Origin of the sequence: Mycobacterium sp. E136, from assembly GCF_001666865.1 — a bacterium.
Classification (GTDB): domain Bacteria; phylum Actinomycetota; class Actinomycetes; order Mycobacteriales; family Mycobacteriaceae; genus Mycobacterium.
The window spans coordinates 1-19,199 of sequence record NZ_LZJE01000373.1 but is presented as its reverse complement, the minus strand read 5'-3'; the positions used below and the strand labels follow the sequence as shown (position 1 = coordinate 19,199).

At 68.7% G+C, this 19,199-nt stretch carries 22 protein-coding genes and 1 tRNA gene; 7 read left to right on the top strand and 16 right to left on the bottom strand.

Annotated features, from left to right (window positions below; genetic code table 11):
* The coding region (locus tag A5698_RS29180) for a hypothetical protein (RefSeq protein ID WP_197506893.1) at positions 1 to 350 on the top strand (350 nt) is incomplete at its 5' end.
* 37 nt (positions 351 to 387) lie between these two features.
* Here the strand turns inward: A5698_RS29180 and A5698_RS25635 are convergent.
* Together A5698_RS25635 and A5698_RS25630 are read right to left on the bottom strand one after the other, a co-directional pair.
* The gene (locus A5698_RS25635) at positions 388 to 756 is read right to left on the bottom strand and encodes a hypothetical protein (protein WP_068302842.1); all 369 of its coding nucleotides are present in this window, start codon (positions 754 to 756) and stop codon (positions 388 to 390) included.
* Between the two features lie 74 nt (positions 757 to 830).
* Positions 831 to 903 (bottom strand) — tRNA-Asn (locus tag A5698_RS25630).
* Positions 904 to 1,050: 147 nt separating this feature from the next.
* Here A5698_RS25630 and A5698_RS25625 point away from each other — a divergent pair.
* Entirely contained in the window at positions 1,051 to 1,305 is a 255-nt protein-coding gene (locus tag A5698_RS25625; protein ID WP_067088028.1) for a hypothetical protein, read from the top strand.
* Positions 1,306 to 1,307: 2 nt separating this feature from the next.
* Here the strand turns inward: A5698_RS25625 and A5698_RS25620 are convergent, their stop codons facing one another.
* The 3 genes from A5698_RS25620 to A5698_RS25610 all read right to left on the bottom strand — a co-directional run bounded on the left by A5698_RS25620 (position 1,308) and on the right by A5698_RS25610 (position 4,887).
* Positions 1,308 to 1,607, bottom strand: a complete 300-nt coding sequence (locus A5698_RS25620; RefSeq protein ID WP_502688987.1) for a DUF7155 family protein — start codon at positions 1,605 to 1,607, stop codon at positions 1,308 to 1,310.
* Between the two features lie 63 nt (positions 1,608 to 1,670).
* Positions 1,671 to 3,599 (bottom strand): DNA primase, encoded by a 1,929-nt coding sequence (gene dnaG / locus A5698_RS25615; RefSeq protein ID WP_068302834.1) that lies wholly within the window; start codon positions 3,597 to 3,599, stop codon positions 1,671 to 1,673.
* 31 nt (positions 3,600 to 3,630) lie between these two features.
* Positions 3,631 to 4,887, bottom strand: a complete 1,257-nt coding sequence (locus A5698_RS25610) for a deoxyguanosinetriphosphate triphosphohydrolase (protein WP_068302849.1) — start codon at positions 4,885 to 4,887, stop codon at positions 3,631 to 3,633.
* 59 nt (positions 4,888 to 4,946) lie between these two features.
* Here A5698_RS25610 and A5698_RS25605 point away from each other — a divergent pair, with 59 nt between their 5' ends.
* On the top strand, positions 4,947 to 6,962 hold the full coding sequence (locus tag A5698_RS25605) for a TPM domain-containing protein (protein ID WP_068302830.1): 2,016 nt from the start codon (positions 4,947 to 4,949) through the stop codon (positions 6,960 to 6,962).
* A 164-nt stretch (positions 6,963 to 7,126) separates the two neighbouring features.
* Here A5698_RS25605 and A5698_RS25600 read toward each other — a convergent pair whose 3' ends face one another.
* Entirely contained in the window at positions 7,127 to 8,521 is a 1,395-nt protein-coding gene (locus A5698_RS25600; RefSeq protein ID WP_068302826.1) for a glycine--tRNA ligase, read from the bottom strand.
* Positions 8,522 to 8,590: 69 nt separating this feature from the next.
* Here A5698_RS25600 and A5698_RS25595 point away from each other — a divergent pair, with 69 nt between their 5' ends.
* Positions 8,591 to 8,965: an ArsR/SmtB family transcription factor gene (locus A5698_RS25595; protein ID WP_067088036.1), complete on the top strand. Its 375-nt coding sequence runs from the start codon at positions 8,591 to 8,593 to the stop codon at positions 8,963 to 8,965.
* Entirely contained in the window at positions 8,962 to 9,369 is a 408-nt protein-coding gene (locus A5698_RS25590; RefSeq protein ID WP_068302824.1) for a Fur family transcriptional regulator, read from the top strand. The genes A5698_RS25595 and A5698_RS25590 overlap by 4 nt, the downstream gene beginning before the upstream one ends.
* Here the strand turns inward: A5698_RS25590 and A5698_RS25585 are convergent.
* From A5698_RS25585 to recO, 3 genes are read right to left on the bottom strand one after another with little or no spacing between them, the layout of a single operon-like run.
* Complete coding sequence (locus tag A5698_RS25585; protein WP_068302818.1) at positions 9,358 to 9,783, bottom strand: hypothetical protein; 426 nt, start codon at positions 9,781 to 9,783, stop codon at positions 9,358 to 9,360. The two genes, A5698_RS25590 and A5698_RS25585, sit on opposite strands and share 12 nt — an antisense overlap.
* Positions 9,784 to 9,831: 48 nt before the next feature.
* Positions 9,832 to 10,734, bottom strand: a complete 903-nt coding sequence (locus A5698_RS25580; RefSeq protein WP_068302812.1) for a decaprenyl diphosphate synthase — start codon at positions 10,732 to 10,734, stop codon at positions 9,832 to 9,834.
* Complete coding sequence (recO, locus tag A5698_RS25575) at positions 10,664 to 11,524, bottom strand: DNA repair protein RecO (RefSeq protein ID WP_067088046.1); 861 nt, start codon at positions 11,522 to 11,524, stop codon at positions 10,664 to 10,666. The genes A5698_RS25580 and recO overlap by 71 nt, the downstream gene beginning before the upstream one ends.
* A 63-nt stretch (positions 11,525 to 11,587) precedes the next feature.
* Between recO and A5698_RS25570 the strand changes: the two genes are divergently transcribed.
* Together A5698_RS25570 and A5698_RS25565 are read left to right on the top strand one after the other, a co-directional pair.
* A complete protein-coding gene (locus A5698_RS25570) occupies positions 11,588 to 13,105 on the top strand; it encodes an amidase (RefSeq protein ID WP_068302810.1) in 1,518 nt (505 codons plus the stop codon).
* A gap of 11 nt (positions 13,106 to 13,116) precedes the next feature.
* Positions 13,117 to 13,662: a CAP domain-containing protein gene (locus tag A5698_RS25565; RefSeq protein WP_068302806.1), complete on the top strand. Its 546-nt coding sequence runs from the start codon at positions 13,117 to 13,119 to the stop codon at positions 13,660 to 13,662.
* Positions 13,663 to 13,666: 4 nt separating this feature from the next.
* Here A5698_RS25565 and era read toward each other — a convergent pair whose 3' ends face one another.
* The 7 genes from era to A5698_RS25530 all read right to left on the bottom strand — a co-directional run.
* Positions 13,667 to 14,581: a GTPase Era gene (gene era / locus A5698_RS25560; RefSeq protein ID WP_067088055.1), complete on the bottom strand. Its 915-nt coding sequence runs from the start codon at positions 14,579 to 14,581 to the stop codon at positions 13,667 to 13,669.
* Positions 14,578 to 14,895, bottom strand: a complete 318-nt coding sequence (locus tag A5698_RS25555; RefSeq protein WP_068302801.1) for a cytidine deaminase-like protein — start codon at positions 14,893 to 14,895, stop codon at positions 14,578 to 14,580. Before A5698_RS25555 ends, era begins: the two co-directional genes overlap by 4 nt.
* Positions 14,892 to 16,211, bottom strand: coding sequence for a hemolysin family protein (locus tag A5698_RS25550; RefSeq protein WP_067088059.1), 1,320 nt, complete (start codon positions 16,209 to 16,211; stop codon positions 14,892 to 14,894). The genes A5698_RS25555 and A5698_RS25550 overlap by 4 nt, the downstream gene beginning before the upstream one ends.
* Positions 16,208 to 16,744: an rRNA maturation RNase YbeY gene (gene ybeY / locus A5698_RS25545; RefSeq protein ID WP_068302796.1), complete on the bottom strand. Its 537-nt coding sequence runs from the start codon at positions 16,742 to 16,744 to the stop codon at positions 16,208 to 16,210. The genes A5698_RS25550 and ybeY overlap by 4 nt, the downstream gene beginning before the upstream one ends.
* A gap of 8 nt (positions 16,745 to 16,752) precedes the next feature.
* On the bottom strand, positions 16,753 to 17,796 hold the full coding sequence (locus tag A5698_RS25540) for a PhoH family protein (RefSeq protein ID WP_068302794.1): 1,044 nt from the start codon (positions 17,794 to 17,796) through the stop codon (positions 16,753 to 16,755).
* A 105-nt stretch (positions 17,797 to 17,901) separates the two neighbouring features.
* Positions 17,902 to 18,642: a 16S rRNA (uracil(1498)-N(3))-methyltransferase gene (locus A5698_RS25535; protein ID WP_068302790.1), complete on the bottom strand. Its 741-nt coding sequence runs from the start codon at positions 18,640 to 18,642 to the stop codon at positions 17,902 to 17,904.
* Between the two features lie 32 nt (positions 18,643 to 18,674).
* Positions 18,675 to 19,199, bottom strand: a 525-nt coding sequence (locus tag A5698_RS25530; RefSeq protein ID WP_286144638.1) for a DnaJ C-terminal domain-containing protein, incomplete at its 5' end; no start/stop codon positions are given.

The window sequence follows — 19,199 nt, the reverse complement described above, 5'->3', positions numbered from 1 at the left end:
CGACGGCCGAGCCGGAAAAGAAATCCGATCCGGACGACACCGATCCGTCGCTCCAATCGAAGCCCGGCGGTACCTCGAACTCATCGACGGAACAGCAGGGTGCCACAACCAACACGGTGGCGACCAACACGGCCACGACCAAGGGGACGACCGAGCGATCGATCACCGATCCCGGTGACATCCCGGAGGAAGGCACGACGTACGTCGCCTTCGCCGATGCCCGGTCACTGGCGTCGGGTGCCACGACCAACGTCTCCCCGTTGAAGCAATGTAATAGCAGTTATGGGGGCACACAGCAAAATACGCAGATGTCTCATCCGCAACAACTGTCAGTGCAGTCCTCGCCGTAGAGGGGTTTTGCGTGACGCTCTCAACCCAGAGCTACCTCTAGGAGGTGATGCCCGCCTTCTGCAGGGCCTTCTCGTAGAGACCGAACGCCTCTTCGAGGCCGTCGTTGACCCAAGCGTCGACCATGCCGACCCTGTCAGCAACCAGTTGGATGTGGTTCACGAACTGCTGAAAGTCCTCGTTGCGGCGCAGCGCGTCGATCTGTTCCTTCGATCCCTGGACCAGAACGAAACCCCCGAGCTCGATATTCTGCGGGCGCAGGATCGCGACGTCGTAGCGCTCGATTTTCTCGTCGCGCAGGAGCTGGGCGCCATAACCTTCGAGCGATTCCCGGAAGTGATCGAGTGCCTGCACTTCGCGTCCACGGGTGGGAATTCCCCACGCGATCCAGAGTCCTGCTTCAGCCATGCGCCCATCATGCGCTGCGCGGAGTGGGAAGAGTGGTCCCGACACGGTCGAGCAATCGAAAGTCGTAATGCCTGCTCCCCCGGCTGGACTCGAACCAGCAACCCTTCGGTTAACAGCCGAATGCTCTGCCAATTGAGCTACAGGGGACTGCTCGCCCGCGATCTCGCTCTGCGCGGGACGGGGGTTGACTCTAGCGTACGTGTCGGCGGCGCCGCCAATACGCCGCCTCCGCTCGCGCTCTCAGGTCCGTGAGGCAGGATGGAACACAACGCACCATCGTTTGGAAGGGACCCCGTGATCGGGTATTTCGTCGTATTGGGTGTCGGCTACGTACTCGGCTCCAAGGCCGGCCGACGCCGGTATGAGCAGATCGCTGGAACCTATAAGGCGGTCACCGAGAGCCCCGCCGCGAAGGCCGTGCTCGACGCCGGACGCCGCAAGATCGCTGACCGGGTCTCGCCGGACCCGCCGCTGGTCAAGTTGACCGAGATCGACAACGGAACCGAGGTCATCGGTCCCGAGACCGCGCAGGTGCGAAGGGCCCGATAGGTCTAGAAGCCCGTACCGTTGCCGTAGATGCGGCCCGGCAGCATCGGGCCGGTGCTGACGCCGGCCCCGTCGGGCCCGTTGAGGCCGAACTGCGGTGTTCCGACATTGACGCCGTTGCCGTTGGAAACTCCGAGGCAGTGGCCGTCTTCCTTGTTCCCGAACCACGCCAGGCATTGGCCGAGCGGCTGGCCGGCATCGGACGTACTTCCCAGAACGGAGGCGGCGATCGGGGCCGCGACCGCGGCGACGGCGAATGCGCCGGCGGCGACGAACCGTCGCGCCCGGTTGTCGGTCGATGTCACGTGCACGCCTTCCTGACCGTTCCACGGTTGTATAGCGCGCTCACCCTATCGCGTTACCGCGGACTACGCAGAGATGTCGTCTCCGCTGGCCTGCTCGAGCAGGCTGCGGCGATAGGCCTCCATCGCGACCAGGTCGCCGAACAGCGCGTGGTATTCGTCGCCCTGCTCGACCGGCGACATCCGCTGGAGCTTGGACTTGACCTCGGCGATCTGGCGGCCCACCCACACTTCCTGCAACCGGGCCAGCACTCCGCCGATGTAGCGCGGCAACCGCTCGTCGTCGACGACGTTGATGGCCTCGACACCGAGTTCGTTGACCAGGCTCGCCGCGGCCGGCGCCTCGGTCTTGGACCGGACCGTCTCGATCCATTCGGCCCCCGATTGGCCTGCCGACGTGCCACCCGCGGCATCGATCGCCGAACGCACCGCCGCATAACCCGGATGCGTGAAGCTTTCGACGGTCAGCGAGTCGAACACCGGCCCCGCCAGTGCCGGATACTGCAGAGCTGCTTTGAGCGCTTCGCGCTGCGGCCACAGCGTCGGGTCGGCCGGGTCGGGCCGTGCCCCCACATCCGGGGTGCGCGACCGGCGCGACTGCGCCTGGTCGTTGGCGCGCCGGCGCCCGCCGCGTTCGGGCAGGCCGCGCTTCTGCGCCTCCTCGCGCACCCGGCTCAGCACCTGCGCCTCGTCGGCCCAGCCCACCCAGCCCGTGAGCCGTCGCGCGTACTCGTCGCGCAGCATCGGCTCCTTGATGCGGGCCACCATCGGCACGCACCGGCGCAGCGCGGCGACGCGGCCCTCCGCGCTGTCGAGGTCGTGTTCGGCGAGCGCCGTGCGAATGGCGAACTCGAACAACGGCGTTCGGCGTGCCACCAGGTCGCGCAGCGCACCGTCGCCGAAATGAAGCCGGATGTCACACGGATCCATCCCAGCTAATTTGTCTTCTGAGGCCACCGCGACGAACGACTGGCCCGCGAGGTTCTGCTCACCCTCGAACGCCTTGATCGCCGCGGCGCGACCCGCGGCGTCGCCGTCGAAGACGTAGATCAGTTCACCGCGAAAGAAGTTGTCGTCCATCATGAGTCGGCGCAGCATCGACAAGTGCTCGTCGCCGAACGCCGTTCCGCACGACGCGACCGCCGTCGTCACCCCGGCCAGATGCATCGCCATCACGTCGGTGTAGCCCTCGACCACGACCGCTTGGTGACCCTTGGCGATATCGCGTTTGGCCAGATCCAGGCCGAACAGCACCGCCGACTTCTTGTACAGAACCGTCTCCGGGGTGTTGACGTACTTGGCTTCCATCGGATCGTCGTCGAAGATCCGACGGGCACCGAAGCCGATCACCTCGCCGCCGCTGGCCTTGATCGGCCACAGCAGCCGACGGTGGAACCGGTCCATCGGGCCGCGTTTACCCTCTCGCGACAGGCCGGCCGCCTCGAGTTCCTTGAACTCAAAACCCTTGCGCAGCAGCTGTTTCGTCAACGAATCCCAACCCGACGGCGCGAAACCGCAACCGAACCGTTTGGCCGCCTGACCGTCGAAGTTCCTCTCGATCAGGTACTGGCGCGCAGGTGCGGCCTCATCGGACTCCAGCGCGGCCGCATAGAACTCCTGCGCCGCCGCGTTGGCGGCCAGCAACCTGCTGCGGCTACCGCGGTCACGCTGCACGTTGGTGGTCGAACCGCCGGTGTAGGTGATGGTGTAGCCGACGCGGTCGGCGAGCAGTTCGACCGACTCCACGAAGCTGACGTGCTCGATCTTCTGGACGAACGCATAGACGTCGCCGCCCTCCCCACAACCGAAGCAGTGGAAGTGGCCGTGATTCGGCCGCACGTGGAACGACGGCGACTTCTCGTCGTGGAACGGGCACAGCCCCTTCATGGAGTCCGCGCCCGCACGGCGCAACTGCACGTAGTCGCCGACGACGTCCTCGATGCGAACCTGCTCACGAATGGCCGCGATGTCGCGATCAGGAATACGGCCGGCCACCGGGCCAGTCTAGAGCGCCCCGCGCGAAGGCCTAGGCGGGTTCCAGGCGCTCGAGGCGCCCTTCCGTGAAGGATGCGACCTGGTCGATCACCACCCGCAGGCGGGCATCGTCGTCACCGGCCGCGTTGTATGCCGGCACGAAGATCGGATCGAGCGTGGCGGGTGCCCTCGAGGCGACCCACTCCACCACCCGGTGCACGCGTTCGCGCTGTCGCGCTTGCAACTCGAGGTGCCGCGGGTCCGACATGATGAACTGCAGCGCCAGGATCTTGAGCACCGCGACCTCGGCCCGCACCAGATCGGGCACGCGCAGGTCGGCTTGATAGCGGACCAGCGGGCCCCGGCCGGATTCCGCGCGGGTCGCCGCGATGGCTGCCGACGCGAACCGGCCGACCAGTTCGCTCGTCAGCTTCTTGAGCGCGACGGACGCCGCCAGGGTGCCGTCGTACTTACCGACCGCGGCGACCACCGGCAGGCTCGTGAGCCGCGTCGCCGCGGCCACCAGGTCGTCGGCACGCATTCCGCCGCCCATCCCGCTCGACTCCCCCAACCGACCCAGCACCGCCGCGGCGTCGTTGTCGGCCAGCACCCGCATGTCGATGCGACCGGACACCACGCCGTCCTCGACGTCGTGCACCGAGTAGGCGACGTCGTCGGCCCAGTCCATGACCTGAGCCTCCAGGCACGGCTTCTCCGCGGGTGCGTCGGCGCGGACCCAGTCGGCGACGGGAAGGTCGTCGGCGTAGAAGCCGAACTTGGTCGGCCGCGTCCCGCGTTGCCACGGGTACTTGGTGACCGCGTCCAGCGCGGCCCGGGTGAGGTTCAGGCCCGCGCTCTCCTTCTGTGGGTCAACCACTTTCGGCTCGAGACGGGTCAGGATCCGAAAGTTCTGGGCGTTGCCCTCGAAACCGCCGCAGTCGGCGGCGATCTCGTTGAGGGCGCGCTCGCCGTTGTGACCGTAGGGCGGGTGGCCGATGTCGTGGGCCAGGCCGGCGAGGTCGACGAGGTCGGGATCGCAGCCCAGGCCGATGGCCATCCCGCGGCCGATCTGTGCGACCTCCAGCGAATGGGTGAGCCGGGTGCGCGGCGTCTCACCCTGACGCGGGCCGACGACCTGAGTCTTGTCCGCCAGCCGGCGCAGCGCCGCGCAGTGCAGGACCCGGGCGCGGTCGCGGGCGAAATCTGTGCGGTGCTCGGTGTCGGTGCCCGGGAGCGCGGCGCCCTTCGGGGGTTCGACCACCCATCGCTCGCGGTCGAACTCGTTGTAGGGATCCCCGTTGCCTGTCACCGACGGATAGTCTGCCAGCACCGACCGGCCCGACTGCGTTGCGCACTAGATTGGCGGGCATGCGCCTTGTCCGCTTGCTGACCCTCGTGCTCGCCATGCTCACCGCCGGTGCCCTGATCGCGCCGACGGTGTCCGCCGAGCCGCCGTTTCGACTTCCGGGCTACGTAACCGACAACGCGGGCGTCCTCGACAGCGCCGGCCGCGCGGAGGTGACGTCCGCGATCGACTCGCTCTACAACAGCCGCAAGACCCGGCTGTGGGTGGTCTACGTCGACTCGTTCGACCGTCAGTCGGCCGAGACCTGGGCGCGCAACACCATGCGCGCGAGTGACCTGGGTTCGTATGACGCCCTGCTCGCGGTGGCCACCGTCGACCGCTCGTACGCGTTCATGGTGCCCGACAGCGCCACCGAGTTGAGCTCGAGCCGGGTGGACAGCGTCCGGCGCAACGACATCGAACCCGCACTGCGGCAGAGCGATTGGGCCGGGGCGGCGGTCGCGGCGGCCGACGGGCTCGCGGCGTCGAGTAGTTCCGGCAGCCTCAGCTGGGTCGGCCTGCTCGTGGCGCTCGGGGTGATCGCGCTGGCGGTCGTGGTGCTGATGATCTGGCGTCGACGCCGGCGCGGCAAGCGCCGCGAGGCCGAGTTCGCGGCCGCGCGCCGGGTGGATCCCACCGATCCGCAGGCGTTGGCGTCGGTGTCGCTGGACGCGCTCGACGATCTGTCGCGCGCGATGGTGGTCGAGGTGGACAACGCGGTGCGCACCAGCGACCACGAACTGGAGTTGGCCGTCGAGGAGTTCGGCGCGGAACGGACCGAGCCGTTCACGCGGGCGGTGAACAACGCGAAAACGACGCTCGCGCAGGCGTTCAACGTCCGGCAGATCCTCGACGACGCCATCCCGGAGACGCCCGCCCAGCGTCGCGACCTGCTCACCCGCGTGGTGGTCGCGGCGGCCAAGGCCGACCGCGAGTTGGACGCGCAGCGGGACGCGTTCACCGAGCTGCGGAACCTGGTGATCAATGCGCCGTCGAAGCTGGACGCGATGACCCAGCGGGTGGTCGACATCACCGCTCGGCTCGACCCGTCGCGCGAGAAACTCTCACAGCTGCACAGCGAGTTCGACGCGGCGGCGCTGAGTTCGGTGGCCGGAAACGTCGACGCGGCCAGGGAACTGCTCACCTTCGCCGACGAGAACATCAGCCGCGGCCGCGAGCTCGCCGCCCGTCCGGTGCCGGGCCGCCAGAGCGAACTCGTCGAGTGTGTGCGTGCGGCGGAGTCCGCGTTGGTGCAGGCGCGTGGGCTGCTCGATGCGGTGGACAGCGCGGCCAGCGACATCCGGCGAGCCGCCGCCACGTTGCCCGCGACGATCGAGGACATCCAGAACGGCATCAAGCAGGCCGGTGCGTTGCTCCAGCAGGGCAACGTGCCGCAAGCGGCGCAACTGGCCGAGGCCCGCGACGCCGCGGCGGCTGCCGTCGCGATCGCGCAGCGCGAGAAGGCGACTGACCCGCTGGGTGCGTTCACCGAACTGACGAAGGCGGACGCGAACCTCGACCGACTGCTGGCCGCTGTGGAAGAGGAGCGCGAGGCGGCCGAGCGGCTCAAACGAGCGCTCGACGAAGCGCTGTTCACGGCGCGCTCGCGGGTTCGGTCGGTGTCGGATTTCATCGACACCCGTCGCGGCATCATCGGGCCCGAGGCCCGCACCCGGCTGGCCGAGGCCGTTCGCCAGATCAGCGCCGCCGAAGAGAAGCGGGAGAGCGATCCCGCCGGGGCCATCGCCCACGCCAACGGCGCCGCAATGCTCGCGTCGCAGGCGCAGAACCTGGCCAACGCCGACGTGCAGAACGCGCACAACTCGTTCATGGGGCCGTTCGGTGGCGGCCGCGGCGGCGGGGGCAACATGGGCGCCGTCATCGGCGGCATCCTGATCGGCAACATCCTCAGCGGCGGGATGCGCGGCGGCTTCGGCGGTTTCGGCGGCGGCGGGTTCGGTGGTGGCGGGTTCGGCCCCGGTTCGTTCGGCGGCTCAGGCGGCGGAGGCGGAATGTTCGGCGGCGGCGGCCGCTTCTAGGTCACTCCGCGGCTAGGTCTCCCCATCCGGCGAGGGTGCGTGTTTGCACACGACACCCCGCCGATTCCCGACGGGTTGCGCACGCTCGGCGCCGTCCGAGCGTGCGTAAGGTGCTGGCTTTCCGCCGCTTGTCGTGTGCAAACACGCACGCTCGCGGTTAGTGGTCAGCAGCCTTTGAGGCGGGCGGCGAGGTAGTCGCTGACGTTGTCGAGCGACACCCGGTCCTGCGTCATGGCGTCGCGCTCGCGGATCGTGACCGCTTGGTCCTCGAGTGAGTCGAAGTCGACGGTCACACAGAACGGTGTGCCGATTTCGTCCTGGCGGCGGTAGCGCCGCCCGATCGCGCCCGCGTCGTCGAAGTCGACGTTCCAGCACTTGCGCAGTTCGGCGGCGAGGTCACGCGCCTTCGGCGAGAGCGCCTCGTTGCGCGACAGCGGCAGCACCGCGGCCTTGACCGGCGCCAGCCGCGGGTCCAGCCGCAACACCGTGCGCTTGTCGACGCCGCCCTTGGCGTTCGGCGCCTCGTCCTCGGCGTAGGCGTCGACGAGGAACGCCATGAACGACCGCGTCAGCCCGGCCGCCGGCTCGATCACGTACGGAACGTAGCGGGTGTCGTTGGCCTGGTCGTAGTACGACAGTTCGACGCCGGAATGCTTTGAATGCGTGGACAAATCGAAGTCGGTGCGGTTCGCGACACCCTCGAGCTCGCCCCACGGGCTGCCCTGGAAACCAAACTTGTACTCGATGTCGACGGTCCGGTCGGAGTAATGCGACAGCTTCTCCTTCGGGTGCTCGTAGAGCCGGAGGTTGTCGCGGTCGATGCCGAGTTCGACGTACCACTGCAGCCGCTCGTCGATCCAGTACTGGTGCCACTCGCGCGCGGTCGACGGCTCGACGAAGAACTCCATCTCCATCTGCTCGAACTCGCGCGTGCGGAAGATGAAGTTGCCTGGCGTGATCTCGTTGCGGAAGCTCTTGCCCGTCTGCGCGATGCCGAACGGCGGCTTCTTGCGTTGCGTGGTCACCACGTTGGCGAAGTTCACGAAGATGCCCTGCGCGGTCTCGGGCCGCAGGTAGTGCAGCCCCTCCTCGGTCTCGATCGGACCGAGGTACGTCTTGAGCATCATGTTGAAGTCGCGCGGCTCGGTCCACTGCCCCTTGGTCCCGCAGTCGGGGCAGGCGATGTCGCTCATTGACACCGAATCCGGGTCGTCGAGCCCCTTCTTCTCCGCGTAATTCTCCTGCAGGTGGTCCTGCCGATGCCGCTTGTGGCAGTTCAGGCACTCGACCAGCGGGTCGTTGAACACGTCGACGTGTCCCGACGCCACCCACACCTCGCGGGGCAGGATGATCGACGAATCCAGGCCGACGACGTCGTCGCGGCTGGTGACCACCGACCGCCACCACTGGCGCTTGATGTTCTCCTTCAGCTCGACGCCCAGCGGGCCGTAGTCCCACGCCGACTTGGTACCGCCGTAGATCTCTCCGGCTTGGTATACCAGGCCGCGCCGCTTGGCCAGGTTCGCGACGGTGTCGATGATCGAAGAAGATGAAGCCACGACTGCATAGCCTAGCGACCCCGACTTTCGCCGTTGACATGCATAGAAGCGCATGTATTGTTGGCCCTAATGAAAATCGTTTCCACTTTGGCTGACGGAAGCGTCGCGGCCGCGGACGCCCACGATCACGGCGGTGCGCCGTATCCCGATCTCCCGCCCCGCGACGTGCTGGACACCTCCGGCGATCTGCTGCGGGCGCTGGCCGCGCCGGTGCGCATCGCGATCGTGCTGCAGCTGCGGGAGTCGGCGCGCTGCGTGCACGAGCTCGTCGACGCGCTGGCGGTGCCTCAGCCGTTGGTCAGCCAACACCTGCGGATCCTGAAGGCCGCGGGCGTCGTGGCCGGTGAGCGGTCCGGGCGCGAGGTGATGTACCGCCTCGTCGACCATCACCTCGCCGACATCGTCGTCGCGGCGGTGACGCACGCGGCCGAGGCGGGCGAGTGAGCACCACCGGAGTCCGCGCGACCCGCCAGCGCGCGGCCATCGCCGACCTGTTGGAGAACCTCGAGGAGTTCCGCTCGGCCCAGGAGCTGCACGACGAGCTGCGGCGCCGCGGCGAGGGCATCGGGCTGACCACCGTCTACCGCACCCTGCAGCAGATGGCGGCCGCCGGCGTCGTCGACACGTTGCGCACCGACACCGGCGAATCCGTCTACCGTCGCTGCTCGCAGGACCACCATCACCACCTGGTGTGCCGCGATTGCGGTTCGACCGTGGAGATCCAGGGCGGCGATGTCGAGACCTGGGCGGCCGACATCGCCCGGCAGCACGGCTTCTCCGACGTCAGCCACACCATCGAGATCTTCGGAGTCTGCGGTGTCTGCGCGATGAACGGGTCAGCCGACTAGCGCCCGACGCACCTCGGCGCCGGTGGCCAACACCATCAAAATCAGCGTGCGCAGCGCCTCGTCGGTCAGGCCGGCGGCCGGAAAGTTATAGCGCAGCAACACATCCGCCGCCTTCTTCGAGTTGCGCTTGGCGCCCGCGGCGACCTCCGTGGGCGCGCTCTTCGCCGTCAGCGACACCGTGCCCAGCAGCGTGTTGCGGGCGTGCTCGGCGACCGCGGCCCGCAGCTTGGCGTCCAGCGGCAGATCCCACGCCAGGATCTGGGTCAGCGAGACCAGCTCGAGGCCCTCGGCGACCGGGACCGTGCGCAGCGACGCGAACGTCTCGTCGTGGTGGACGGTGACCGCGCCGTCGTCCTCGCGCTTGACGGGCAGCACACCCTCGAGGACCTCGCCGAGCCGCTCCTGCAGCGCCATCAGGCCCTCCCGCTCAGGTACATCATCAGGCTCTGCCGCTCAGGTACATCATTCGGCTCTGCCGAAGCGACGGTTGCGGTTGACGTACTCCTCGCAGGCGGCCCACAGGTCGCGGCGGTCGTAGTCGGGCCACAGCTTGTCCTGGAACACGAACTCGGCGTAGGCGGCTTGCCACAGCAGGAAGTTGCTGGCGCGCTGCTCCCCCGACGTCCGGATGAACAGGTCGACGTCGGGGATGTCGGAACGGTGCAGGTGCTTGGCGAACGTCGCCTCGGTGATGCGATTCGGCTTGATCTTGCCGTCGACCGCCAACTGCGCGAGCTCGCGCGTCGCCTCGACGATCTCGGTGCGCCCCCCGTAGTTCACGCAGTAGTTGATGGTGATGACGTCGTTGCCGACGGTCATCTGCTCGGCGATGTCGAACTCCTTGATCACGCTGCGCCACATGCGCGGTCGGGAGCCGACCCAGCGCATCCGCACGCCCATGTCGTTGAGGTTCTCCCGGCGGCGACGCACTACCTCGCGGTTGAAGCCCATCAGGAAGCGCACCTCCTCGCTGCTGCGCTTCCAGTTCTCGGTCGAGAACGCATACACCGTCAGGTGTTTGATGCCGATTTCGATTGCTCCGCAGGTGATGTCGATGAGGACGGCCTCCCCCATCTTGTGCCCCTCGGTGCGGTGCAGGCCGCGCTGGGTGGCCCAGCGACCGTTACCGTCCATGACGACGGCGACGTGGTTGGGCACCTGGTCGGCGGGGATCCGCGGCGCGGCCTCCTTCGACGTGTGCTGCGGAGGACGGGCGAAGCGACCGTTGGTGCCCGCCGGAATCTCGGGGAAGACGACCGGCCAGGTCGACTTGTCGGGGAAGGTCGGGTAGTCCTCAGGCGCCGGGGGCAGCTGTGGGTAGGCCGCCGGGGCTTTCTTCCTCCGCCCAGCCCGTTCGCTTGCCATGTGGCACATCCTGCCCGACCACCGACACCTGCCGGTCGTCGACACTCCTATCCACCCGGTACACCCGCTCCACCAGCGGCAACGTTCGCAGTTGGCGTTCGAGGTGCCACTGCAGATGCGCGGCCACCAGCCCGCTGGCCTGGCTGCGGTGCGACGCCGTGGACGTCTCGGCGTACTCCCAGTCCCCGTCGTGCAGCGCGGTCATCAGGTCCAGCACCGCCTGGGGCGGCGTCACCGATCCGGAGGGCCGGCAGTGCACGCATACGCTGCCGCCGGCCGCCACGTGGAACGCCCGGTGCGGACCCGGCGCCGCGCAGCGGGCGCATTCGGTCAAGGCAGGCGCCCAGCCGGCGATCCCCATGGCGCGCAACAGGTACGCGTCCAGCACGAGTTCGCGGGGGCGGGCCCCGTCGGCCACCGCCCGCAGCGCGGCGACCGTGAGCCGGTGCAGCGCGGGCATCGGGGCGCGTTCCTCGCCGGCAAGGCGTTCGGCGGTCTCGAGCACCGCGCAGGCGCAGGTGTAGCGGCCGTAGTCGCTGACGATGTCGGAGGCGAACGCGTCGATGGCCTGCACCTGGGTGACGATGTCGAGGTTGCGGCCCGGATGCAGCTGAACGTCGATGTGCGCGAACGGCTCCAGCCTGGCGCCGAACTTGCTGCGGGTGCGCCGCACCCCCTTGGCCACCGCCCGCACCAACCCGTTGTCGCGGGTGAGAAGTGTCACGATGCGGTCGGCCTCGCCGAGCTTGTGCTGGCGCAGCACCACCGCCCGGTCCCGATACAGCCGCATCGGTTCAGTCTCCCACTGCGGTCCGTCAGATTCCGATCCGCACCGCCGATAAGCTTCTACTTGATGGTCAAAAACGCGCGCTTCCCCACCCTCACTCAACAGCTTTTCCAGCTCGCGAGCGGTTCGGTCACGTCGGTGGAACTGGTGCAGCGCTCACTCGACGCCATCGCGGCCAGCCAACCGACGCTGAACGCGTTCCGCGTGGTGTTCACCGAGCAGGCCCTCGCCGACGCCGCCCGCGCGGACCGCAAACGCGCGGCGGGCCAGGATCTTTCGAAGTATCCGCTGTTGGGCGTTCCGATCGCGGTCAAGGACGACGTCGACGTCGTTGGGGTCCCGACCCGGTTCGGCGCCGACGGCAACGTCCGCCCGGCCACCGGGGACGCCGAGGTGGTGCGGCGGTTGAAGGCGGCAGGCGCGGTCATCGTCGGCAAGACCAACACCTGCGAGCTCGGCCAGTGGCCGTTCACCAGCGGGCCCGCGTTCGGCCACACCCGCAACCCGTGGTCGCGTGAACACACTCCCGGCGGTTCCTCGGGCGGCAGCGCCGCCGCGGTGGCGGCCGGCCTGGTGCCCGCGGCGATCGGGTCCGACGGAGCGGGCAGCGTGCGCATCCCCGCCGCGTGGACCCATCTGGTCGGCATCAAACCGCAGCGGGGCCGCATCTCGACATGGCCGCTGGCGGAGGCGTTCAACGGGATCACGGTCAACGGCGTGCTGGCGCGCACGGTCACCGACGCCGCGCTGGTGCTCGACGCAGCCTCGGGCAACGTCCCCGGTGACCGCCACCAGCCACCGCCGGTCAAGGTCTCCGAATACGTGGCGCAGGCACCCGGACCGCTGCGCATCGCGATGTCGACGAAGTTCCCGTTCACGGTGTTCCGGGCCAAGCTGCATCCCGAGATCGAGGCCGCGATGTCGGTGGTCGCCGCGCAACTCGAGGACCTGGGACACAGCGTGTTCGCCGCCGACCCCGATTACAGCCTCGGAATGTCGTGGAACTTCCTGTCCAGGTCGACGTCGGGGCTGCTGGACTGGGCGGACCGGCTGGGCCCCGGTGTCACCCTCGACAAGCGGACCGGGGCCAACCTGCGCACGGGCCGGCTGCTGTCCGAGCACATCCTGCGTAAGGCCCGCGCCCGCGAGGCCCGCGCGCACCGCCGCATCGGCTACATGTTCAACATCGCCGATGTGGTGCTCGCTCCCACCACCGCGCAGCCGCCGCCGAAGGTGCACGACTTCGACGAGCTCGGCGGGCTGGCCACCGACCGCACGATGATCAAGGCGTGCCCGGTCACATGGCCCTGGAATCTGTTGGGTTGGCCGTCGATCAACGTGCCGGCCGGGTTCACCTCCGACGGGCTGCCGATCGGCGTTCAGCTGATGGGGCCGGCCAACAGCGAGCCGTTGCTGATTTCGCTGGCCGCGGAGCTGGAGGCGATCAACGGGTGGACGGTGCGCCAGCCCGAACCGTGGTGGCTCCCCGAACCCGCACCCGACCCCGAGCCCGCCGCGAAGCAGGAACCGGCCAGGGGCCCCGACCGGCGCGAAGCCGAGGACGTCTCCGACGAGGTCGCGTAGAGTTTTCCGCCATGAGAGCGGCGGGCTGTGCATATGCGATTCCGGTTCTGGCGCTGGTGGCCGGCTTGGCCGGGGCCCCGCAGGCGGCCGCGGATAACAAGCGCCTCAACGACGGCGTGGTGGCCAACGTCTTCACCGTGCAGCGGCAGGCGGGCTGCGCCACCGATATCAAGATCAACCCGAAGCTGCGCCTGGCCGCCGAGTGGCACACCAACGATGTGCTCAACAACCGCGCACTGAACGCCGACATCGGCTCCGACGGGAGCACCACCGCCGACCGGGCGCGCAATGCGGGTTACGCGGGCGCGGTCGCCGAGACGGTGGCGATCAACCCGGCCTTGGCGATCAGCGGCATCGAGTTGATCAACCAGTGGTACCACCGGCCCGACTACTACGCGATCATGTCCGACTGCTCGAACGTCGACATCGGCGTGTGGTCGGCGAACGCGATCGACCGCTCGGTGGTGGTGGCCGTCTACGGCAAGGGCGACGGCGCTCCCCCGGCGCACGGGCCCGGCAGGCCGTTCGGGGAGCCGGGTTCGGGCGCGCAGAGCTGACGCGCTAGAAACCCAAGCGGCCCAGTTGTTTCGGGTCGCGTTGCCAGTTCTTGGCGATCTTGACCCTCAGGTCGAGATAGACCTTGGTGCCCAACAGCTTCTCGATCTGCTGGCGCGCGGCGGTGCCGACCTCGCGCAGCCGGGCGCCGCCCTTGCCGATGACGATGCCCTTCTGGCTCTGCCGTTCGACGTAGAGGATCGCGTGCACGTCGATCAGCTCGCCCTGTTCGGGTGTGCGGCCCTCGCGCGGGGTCACCTCCTCGATGACGACGGCCAGCGAGTGCGGGAGTTCGTCGCGCACACCCTCCAGCGCGGCCTCGCGGATCAGCTCGGCCATCAGGGTCTCCTCCGGCTCGTCGGTGAGCTCCCCGTCGGGGTAAAACGCCGGTCCCGGTGGCAGTTTGGACGCGAGCACGTCGACGAGCTCGTCGAGGTTCTCGGCCGCGGTGGCCGACACCGGCACGATCTCGGCGTCCGGACCGACCAGCTCGCTGACCGCGACCAGTTGCGCCGCGACGCGGTCCTTGGGCACCTTGTCGATCTTGGTGACGATGGCGACCAGTGCGGTCGTGGGGGCGACGGCGCGGATCTGGTCGAGGATCCACCGGTCGCCGGGACCGATCTTCTCGTCGACGGGAATGCACCATCCGATGACGTCGACCTCGGAGTAGGTGTCCTTGACCAGATCATTGAGCCGTTGCCCGAGCAGCGTGCGCGGGCGGTGCAAGCCAGGGGTGTCGACCAGCACGATCTGGAAGTGCTCGCGGTGCACGATCCCGCGGATGGTGTGGCGGGTCGTCTGTGGGCGGTTCGATGTGATCGCGACCTTCGTCCCGACCAGCGCGTTCGTCAGCGTGGACTTACCGGTGTTGGGCCGGCCGACGAAACAGACGAAGCCCGAACGGAATTCGTCGTTCACACCGGGCGCCCGGATCGATCGGTGACGATCACAGCCGCGTCGGCTGACAGTTCGCGCACCGCCGCAACGCCCGCGTCGTCGGATGATCCTCCGACCAACACCGCCGCCTCCAGACCGGCCCCCCCGCTGGACACCGCGGCGGCGACGGCGGCCTGTAAGGCGGTGAGCTCCAACGCCTTCAGCGCCACGGGGCCGGCCGCGTAGGTCCGGCCGTCACGGTCGCGCACGGCGGCGCCGGTGCCCGCCTCGGCCCTGGCCATCGCGCTGCGCGCCAATGTCACCAGTTTCGCGTCCTCGCTGTCGAGGTCAGTCATCGTGTCTCACCGCCTTCGCGCAAGCGCTCATTGTCGTCTCCTTCGGGAGTTTCGGTGCGGCTGACCAGAACGGTGCCGATGCGCACGCGTCCGCGGTGGTCCGGTCCGCCCTCGGCCTGCAGCCGTAACCCGTCCCACGTCACCTCCGCCCCCGGCAACGGGACGCGGCCGAGTTCCAGTGCGACGAGCCCGCCGACGGTGTCCACGTCGAGGTCGTCGTCGAATTCGATGTCGTAGAGCTCGCCGAGATCCTCGATCGGCAGCCGGGCCGAGACGCGATATCGGTTGTCGCCCAATTCTTGTACGGGCACCACTTCGCCGGCGTCGTATTCGTCGACGATCTCGCCGACGATCTCCTCGAGCACGTCTTCGATGGTGACCAAGCCGGCGATCGCACCGTATTCGTCGACCAGCAGGACCATGTGCACGCGGTCGCGCTGCATCTCGCGCAGCAGCTCGTCGAGCGGTTTGGAGTCCGGCACGAACACCGCGCGGCGCATGACGTCGGAGACCTTGGTGCCGCGGCCACCGTCGGTGGAGTAATAGGTCCGCTGCACAAGGTCTTTGAGGTAGACCACGCCGACGACGTCGTCGACGTTCTCCCCGATCACCGGGATCCGGGAGTGCCCGCTGCGCACCGCCAGCGAGGTCGCCTGCCCGGCCGTCTTGTCGTTCTCGATCCACACCATCTCGGTGCGCGGGACCATCACCTCACGCGCCGGGGTGTCGCCGAGTTCGAACACCGACTGGATCATCCGACGCTCGTCGTCGGCTACCACACCGCGCTGCTGGGCCAGGTCGACGACCTCACGTAGTTCGATCTCGGAGGCGAACGGTCCGTTGCGGAAGCCGCGGCCCGGCGTCAGCGCGTTGCCGATCAACACCAGCAGCCGGCTGATCGGTGTCAGCAGCACCGAAAGTGCTTGCAGCGGAAGGGCGGCCAGCAGCGCGATCGTGTAGGCATGCTGCCTGCCGAGGGTCCGGGGTCCGACGCCGATCACGACGAAGCTCACCACCACCATGATCGCGGCGGCGACAAACAGTCCCCACGTGACTCCGAGGTGGCCGTCGAGGTAGGCGGCCAGCAGCACCGTCGGCCCGACTTCGCAGGCGATGCGCAACAGCACGATCAGGTTGATGTAGCGGGGCCGTTCGGCCATCACCCTGGCCAGTCGCACCGCTCCCGGCCGCTCCTCGCGGACGAGCTCCTCGACGCGTGCCATCGACACCGTGCTCAGTGCGGCGTCGATCGCCGCGAACAGCCCGCCGAAGAACACGAGCACGATCGCGAAGATCAGCTGTCCGACGCCGGTCACAGTTCGTCGAAGTATCGAGAGTTGTCGAGAAGCCTGCGTTCCTTCTCGGACTGGCGGTCCTGGTGGTACGCCTCGACCTGGTCGGCCACCCACTCCTCGAGCAGTTGGCGCTGCAGGGTGAACATCTCTTTTTCCTCGGCGGGCTCGGCGTGGTCGTAGCCCAGCAGGTGCAGCACACCGTGCACGGTCAGCAGCGCCAGCTCCTGGCCCAGCGAGTGGCCGGCCGCGGCGGCCTGATCGGCGGCGAACTGCGGGCACAACGCGATGTCACCCAGCATGGCCGGGCCCGGTTCGGGTGCGTCGGGGCGACCGCCCGGCTCCAGCTCGTCCATCGGGAAGCTCATCACGTCGGTGGGCCCCGGCAGGTCCATCCACCGCATGTGCAGGTCGGCCATCGCCGCGGTGTCGAGCAACACCATCGACAGTTCGGCCGCGGGGTTCACCTTCAGCTTGCGGATGACGAACCGGGCGACGCTGATCAACTCCTCCTCGGAGACGTCGATGCCCGACTCGTTGGACACCTCGATGCTCATATCGACCGCTACCGTCGGGGCCGGCCGCCGGAGGCGCGTCGCTGTGCCCGGTTCAGCTGCGTCGGTTCGTCGTGTCGCGCGTACGCGTCGACGATCTCGGACACCAGCCGGTGCCGCACCACATCGGCGCTGGTGAGTTCGGCGAAGTGGATGTCGTCGATGCCGTCGAGGATCCGCATCGCCGCGTGCAGGCCCGAGGCGGCTCCGCCCGGCAGGTCGACCTGTGTGATGTCGCCCGTCACAACGATTTTCGAGTTGAACCCGAGCCGGGTCAAGAACATCTTCATCTGCTCGGCGGTGGTGTTCTGCGCCTCGTCGAGGATGATGAACGCATCGGAGATCGTCCTGCCGCGCATGTAGGCCAGCGGCGCGACCTCGATGACCCCGGCGCTCATCAGCTTCGGGATCAGCTCGGGATCCATCATGTCGTGCAGCGCGTCGTAGAGCGGGCGCAGGTACGGGTCGATCTTCTCGCTGAGCGTGCCGGGCAGGAAGCCGAGCCGCTCACCCGCCTCGACGGCCGGACGCGTCAGGATGATGCGCGACACCTGCTTGGACTGTAAAGCGTTGACCGCCTTGGCCATCGCCAAATACGTCTTGCCGGTGCCGGCGGGACCGATGCCGAACACGATGGTGTGCGCGTCGATCGCGTCGACGTATCGCTTCTGGTTCAGCGTCTTGGGCCGGATGGTCTTGCCGCGCCGCGACAGGATGTCGAGGGTGAGCACCTCGGCGGGTGACTCGTTGCCCGTTCCGGTGAGCATCCCGACGCTGTGGCGCACGACGTCGGGAGTCAGCGACTGGCCGTTGGCCACGATCGCGATCAGCTCGGAGATCACCCGTTCGGCCAGCGCGACGTCTGCGGGTTCCCCGGACAGGGTCAGCGCGTTGCCGCGGGCGTGGATGTCGGCCGCCAGGACGCGCTCGAGTGCGCGCAGATTCTCGTCGGCGGAACCCAGTAGGCCCACGACGAGGTCGGGCGGAACGTTAATGCTGCTGCGTACCGACTCAGAAGACTGATCAGAGCCAGCGGTCGTCTCGCGGGGCGTCAAGAGGGTCCAGTGCCTGCTTTCTGATTCTCACCTGGGCGTTGCTGATGGGTGTTCACAGTTTACCGCTGGTCAGCGACACCACCCAATGGTTGAGGCCGCCGCCGGTCACGACCACCGGTCGGTCAGCACACCCAGCGCGCCGAGCGCGACGGCCGCGGCGGTCGACGTCCGCAGCACCGTGGGCCCCAACCGCACGGCCGCCGCACCGGCGCCGGTCAGCGCGGTGAGCTCGTCGTCGGCGATCCCGCCTTCGGGCCCCACCACCAACGTCACCGCATCGGCCCCGGCCACCGCCACGTCCGTCAGCCGCTGTGTCGCCGATTCGTGCAGCACCAGGACCAGCGCCGACCGGTCATCGAGCCGACCGACCAGTTCGGCCGTCGTCACCGGCCCGCTGACCTCGGGAACCCTGGCCCGCCGCGACTGCCTGGCCGCCGACCGGGCCACCGCGCTCCACCGCCGGATCCCCTTGTCGACCTTGGCCGGCGTCTCCCACCGCGCCACGCAGCGGGCGGCCTGCCACGCCACGAAGCCGTCGGCTCCCGCCTCGGTGGCCAATTCGATAGCGAGTTCCGAGCGGTCCGACTTCGGCAGCGCCTGAACGACGGTGACCGCAGGCGACGGGGCGGGGACAAAGCGCCGCTCGAGGACCCGCGCCGTCAACCTGCCCTTGCCGACCTCGTCGACCTCGCACTGCGCCAGCTCACCGGCGCCGTCGCTGAGCTGGAGCCGCTCACCGGGGCGGATGCGGCGCACGTTGGCGGCGTGGAAGCCCTCATCGCCATCGACGACCGCGACCTCGCCGACCGACGGTATGGCGTCGACGTAGAACAGCGCGGCGGACATGGGTTACCGCGGGCGCGAGCGACGCCGGGCCATCAGCGGCCGCTGAACGTCTCGCGCAGCCGGCTGAACAGCCCGCCCCCGCCCGAGGAGGACGACTGCGCGGAGCGCACCTCGGCGACGTCGCGGCCGCGCTTGTCCTTGAGCTTGCGCAGCAGCTCGATGTCCTCGTTGTCCAGCCGTGACGGCACCACGACGTCGATGTGGGCGTGCAGGTCGCCGCGGACCCCGGAGCGCAGGTGCGGCATGCCGTGCCCGCGCAGGGACACGATGGCGCCCGGCTGCGTGCCCGACGGGATCGTGATCTCCGTCGGCCCGTCGAGGATCGCGTCGACGGTGACGGTGGTGCCCAACGCCGCGTCGACCATCGGCACCGAGATGGTGCAGTGCAGGTCGTCGCCGTCGCGCAGGAAGGTGGGGTGCGGCTGCTCGTGCACCTCGACGTACAGGTCGCCTGCGGGTCCGCCGCCAGGGCCGACCTCGCCCTGCGCGGCCAACCGCACCCGCATCCCGTCGCCGACACCGGCCGGGATCTTCACGCTGATCTCGCGGCGGGCGCG

Coding starts and splice junctions, on each gene's coding strand:
- A5698_RS25635 (WP_068302842.1), bottom strand. CDS start 756: ATGGCTGAAGCAGGACTCTGGATCGCGTGGGGAATTCCCACCCGTGGA.
- A5698_RS25605 (WP_068302830.1), top strand. CDS start 4,947: ATGCGCCTTGTCCGCTTGCTGACCCTCGTGCTCGCCATGCTCACCGCC.
- A5698_RS25595 (WP_067088036.1), top strand. CDS start 8,591: ATGAAAATCGTTTCCACTTTGGCTGACGGAAGCGTCGCGGCCGCGGAC.
- A5698_RS25585 (WP_068302818.1), bottom strand. CDS start 9,783: ATGGCGCTGCAGGAGCGGCTCGGCGAGGTCCTCGAGGGTGTGCTGCCC.
- A5698_RS25580 (WP_068302812.1), bottom strand. CDS start 10,734: ATGGCAAGCGAACGGGCTGGGCGGAGGAAGAAAGCCCCGGCGGCCTAC.
- recO (WP_067088046.1), bottom strand. CDS start 11,524: ATGCGGCTGTATCGGGACCGGGCGGTGGTGCTGCGCCAGCACAAGCTC.
- A5698_RS25570 (WP_068302810.1), top strand. CDS start 11,588: ATGGTCAAAAACGCGCGCTTCCCCACCCTCACTCAACAGCTTTTCCAG.
- A5698_RS25565 (WP_068302806.1), top strand. CDS start 13,117: ATGAGAGCGGCGGGCTGTGCATATGCGATTCCGGTTCTGGCGCTGGTG.
- A5698_RS25555 (WP_068302801.1), bottom strand. CDS start 14,895: ATGACTGACCTCGACAGCGAGGACGCGAAACTGGTGACATTGGCGCGC.
- ybeY (WP_068302796.1), bottom strand. CDS start 16,744: ATGAGCATCGAGGTGTCCAACGAGTCGGGCATCGACGTCTCCGAGGAG.
- A5698_RS25535 (WP_068302790.1), bottom strand. CDS start 18,642: ATGTCCGCCGCGCTGTTCTACGTCGACGCCATACCGTCGGTCGGCGAG.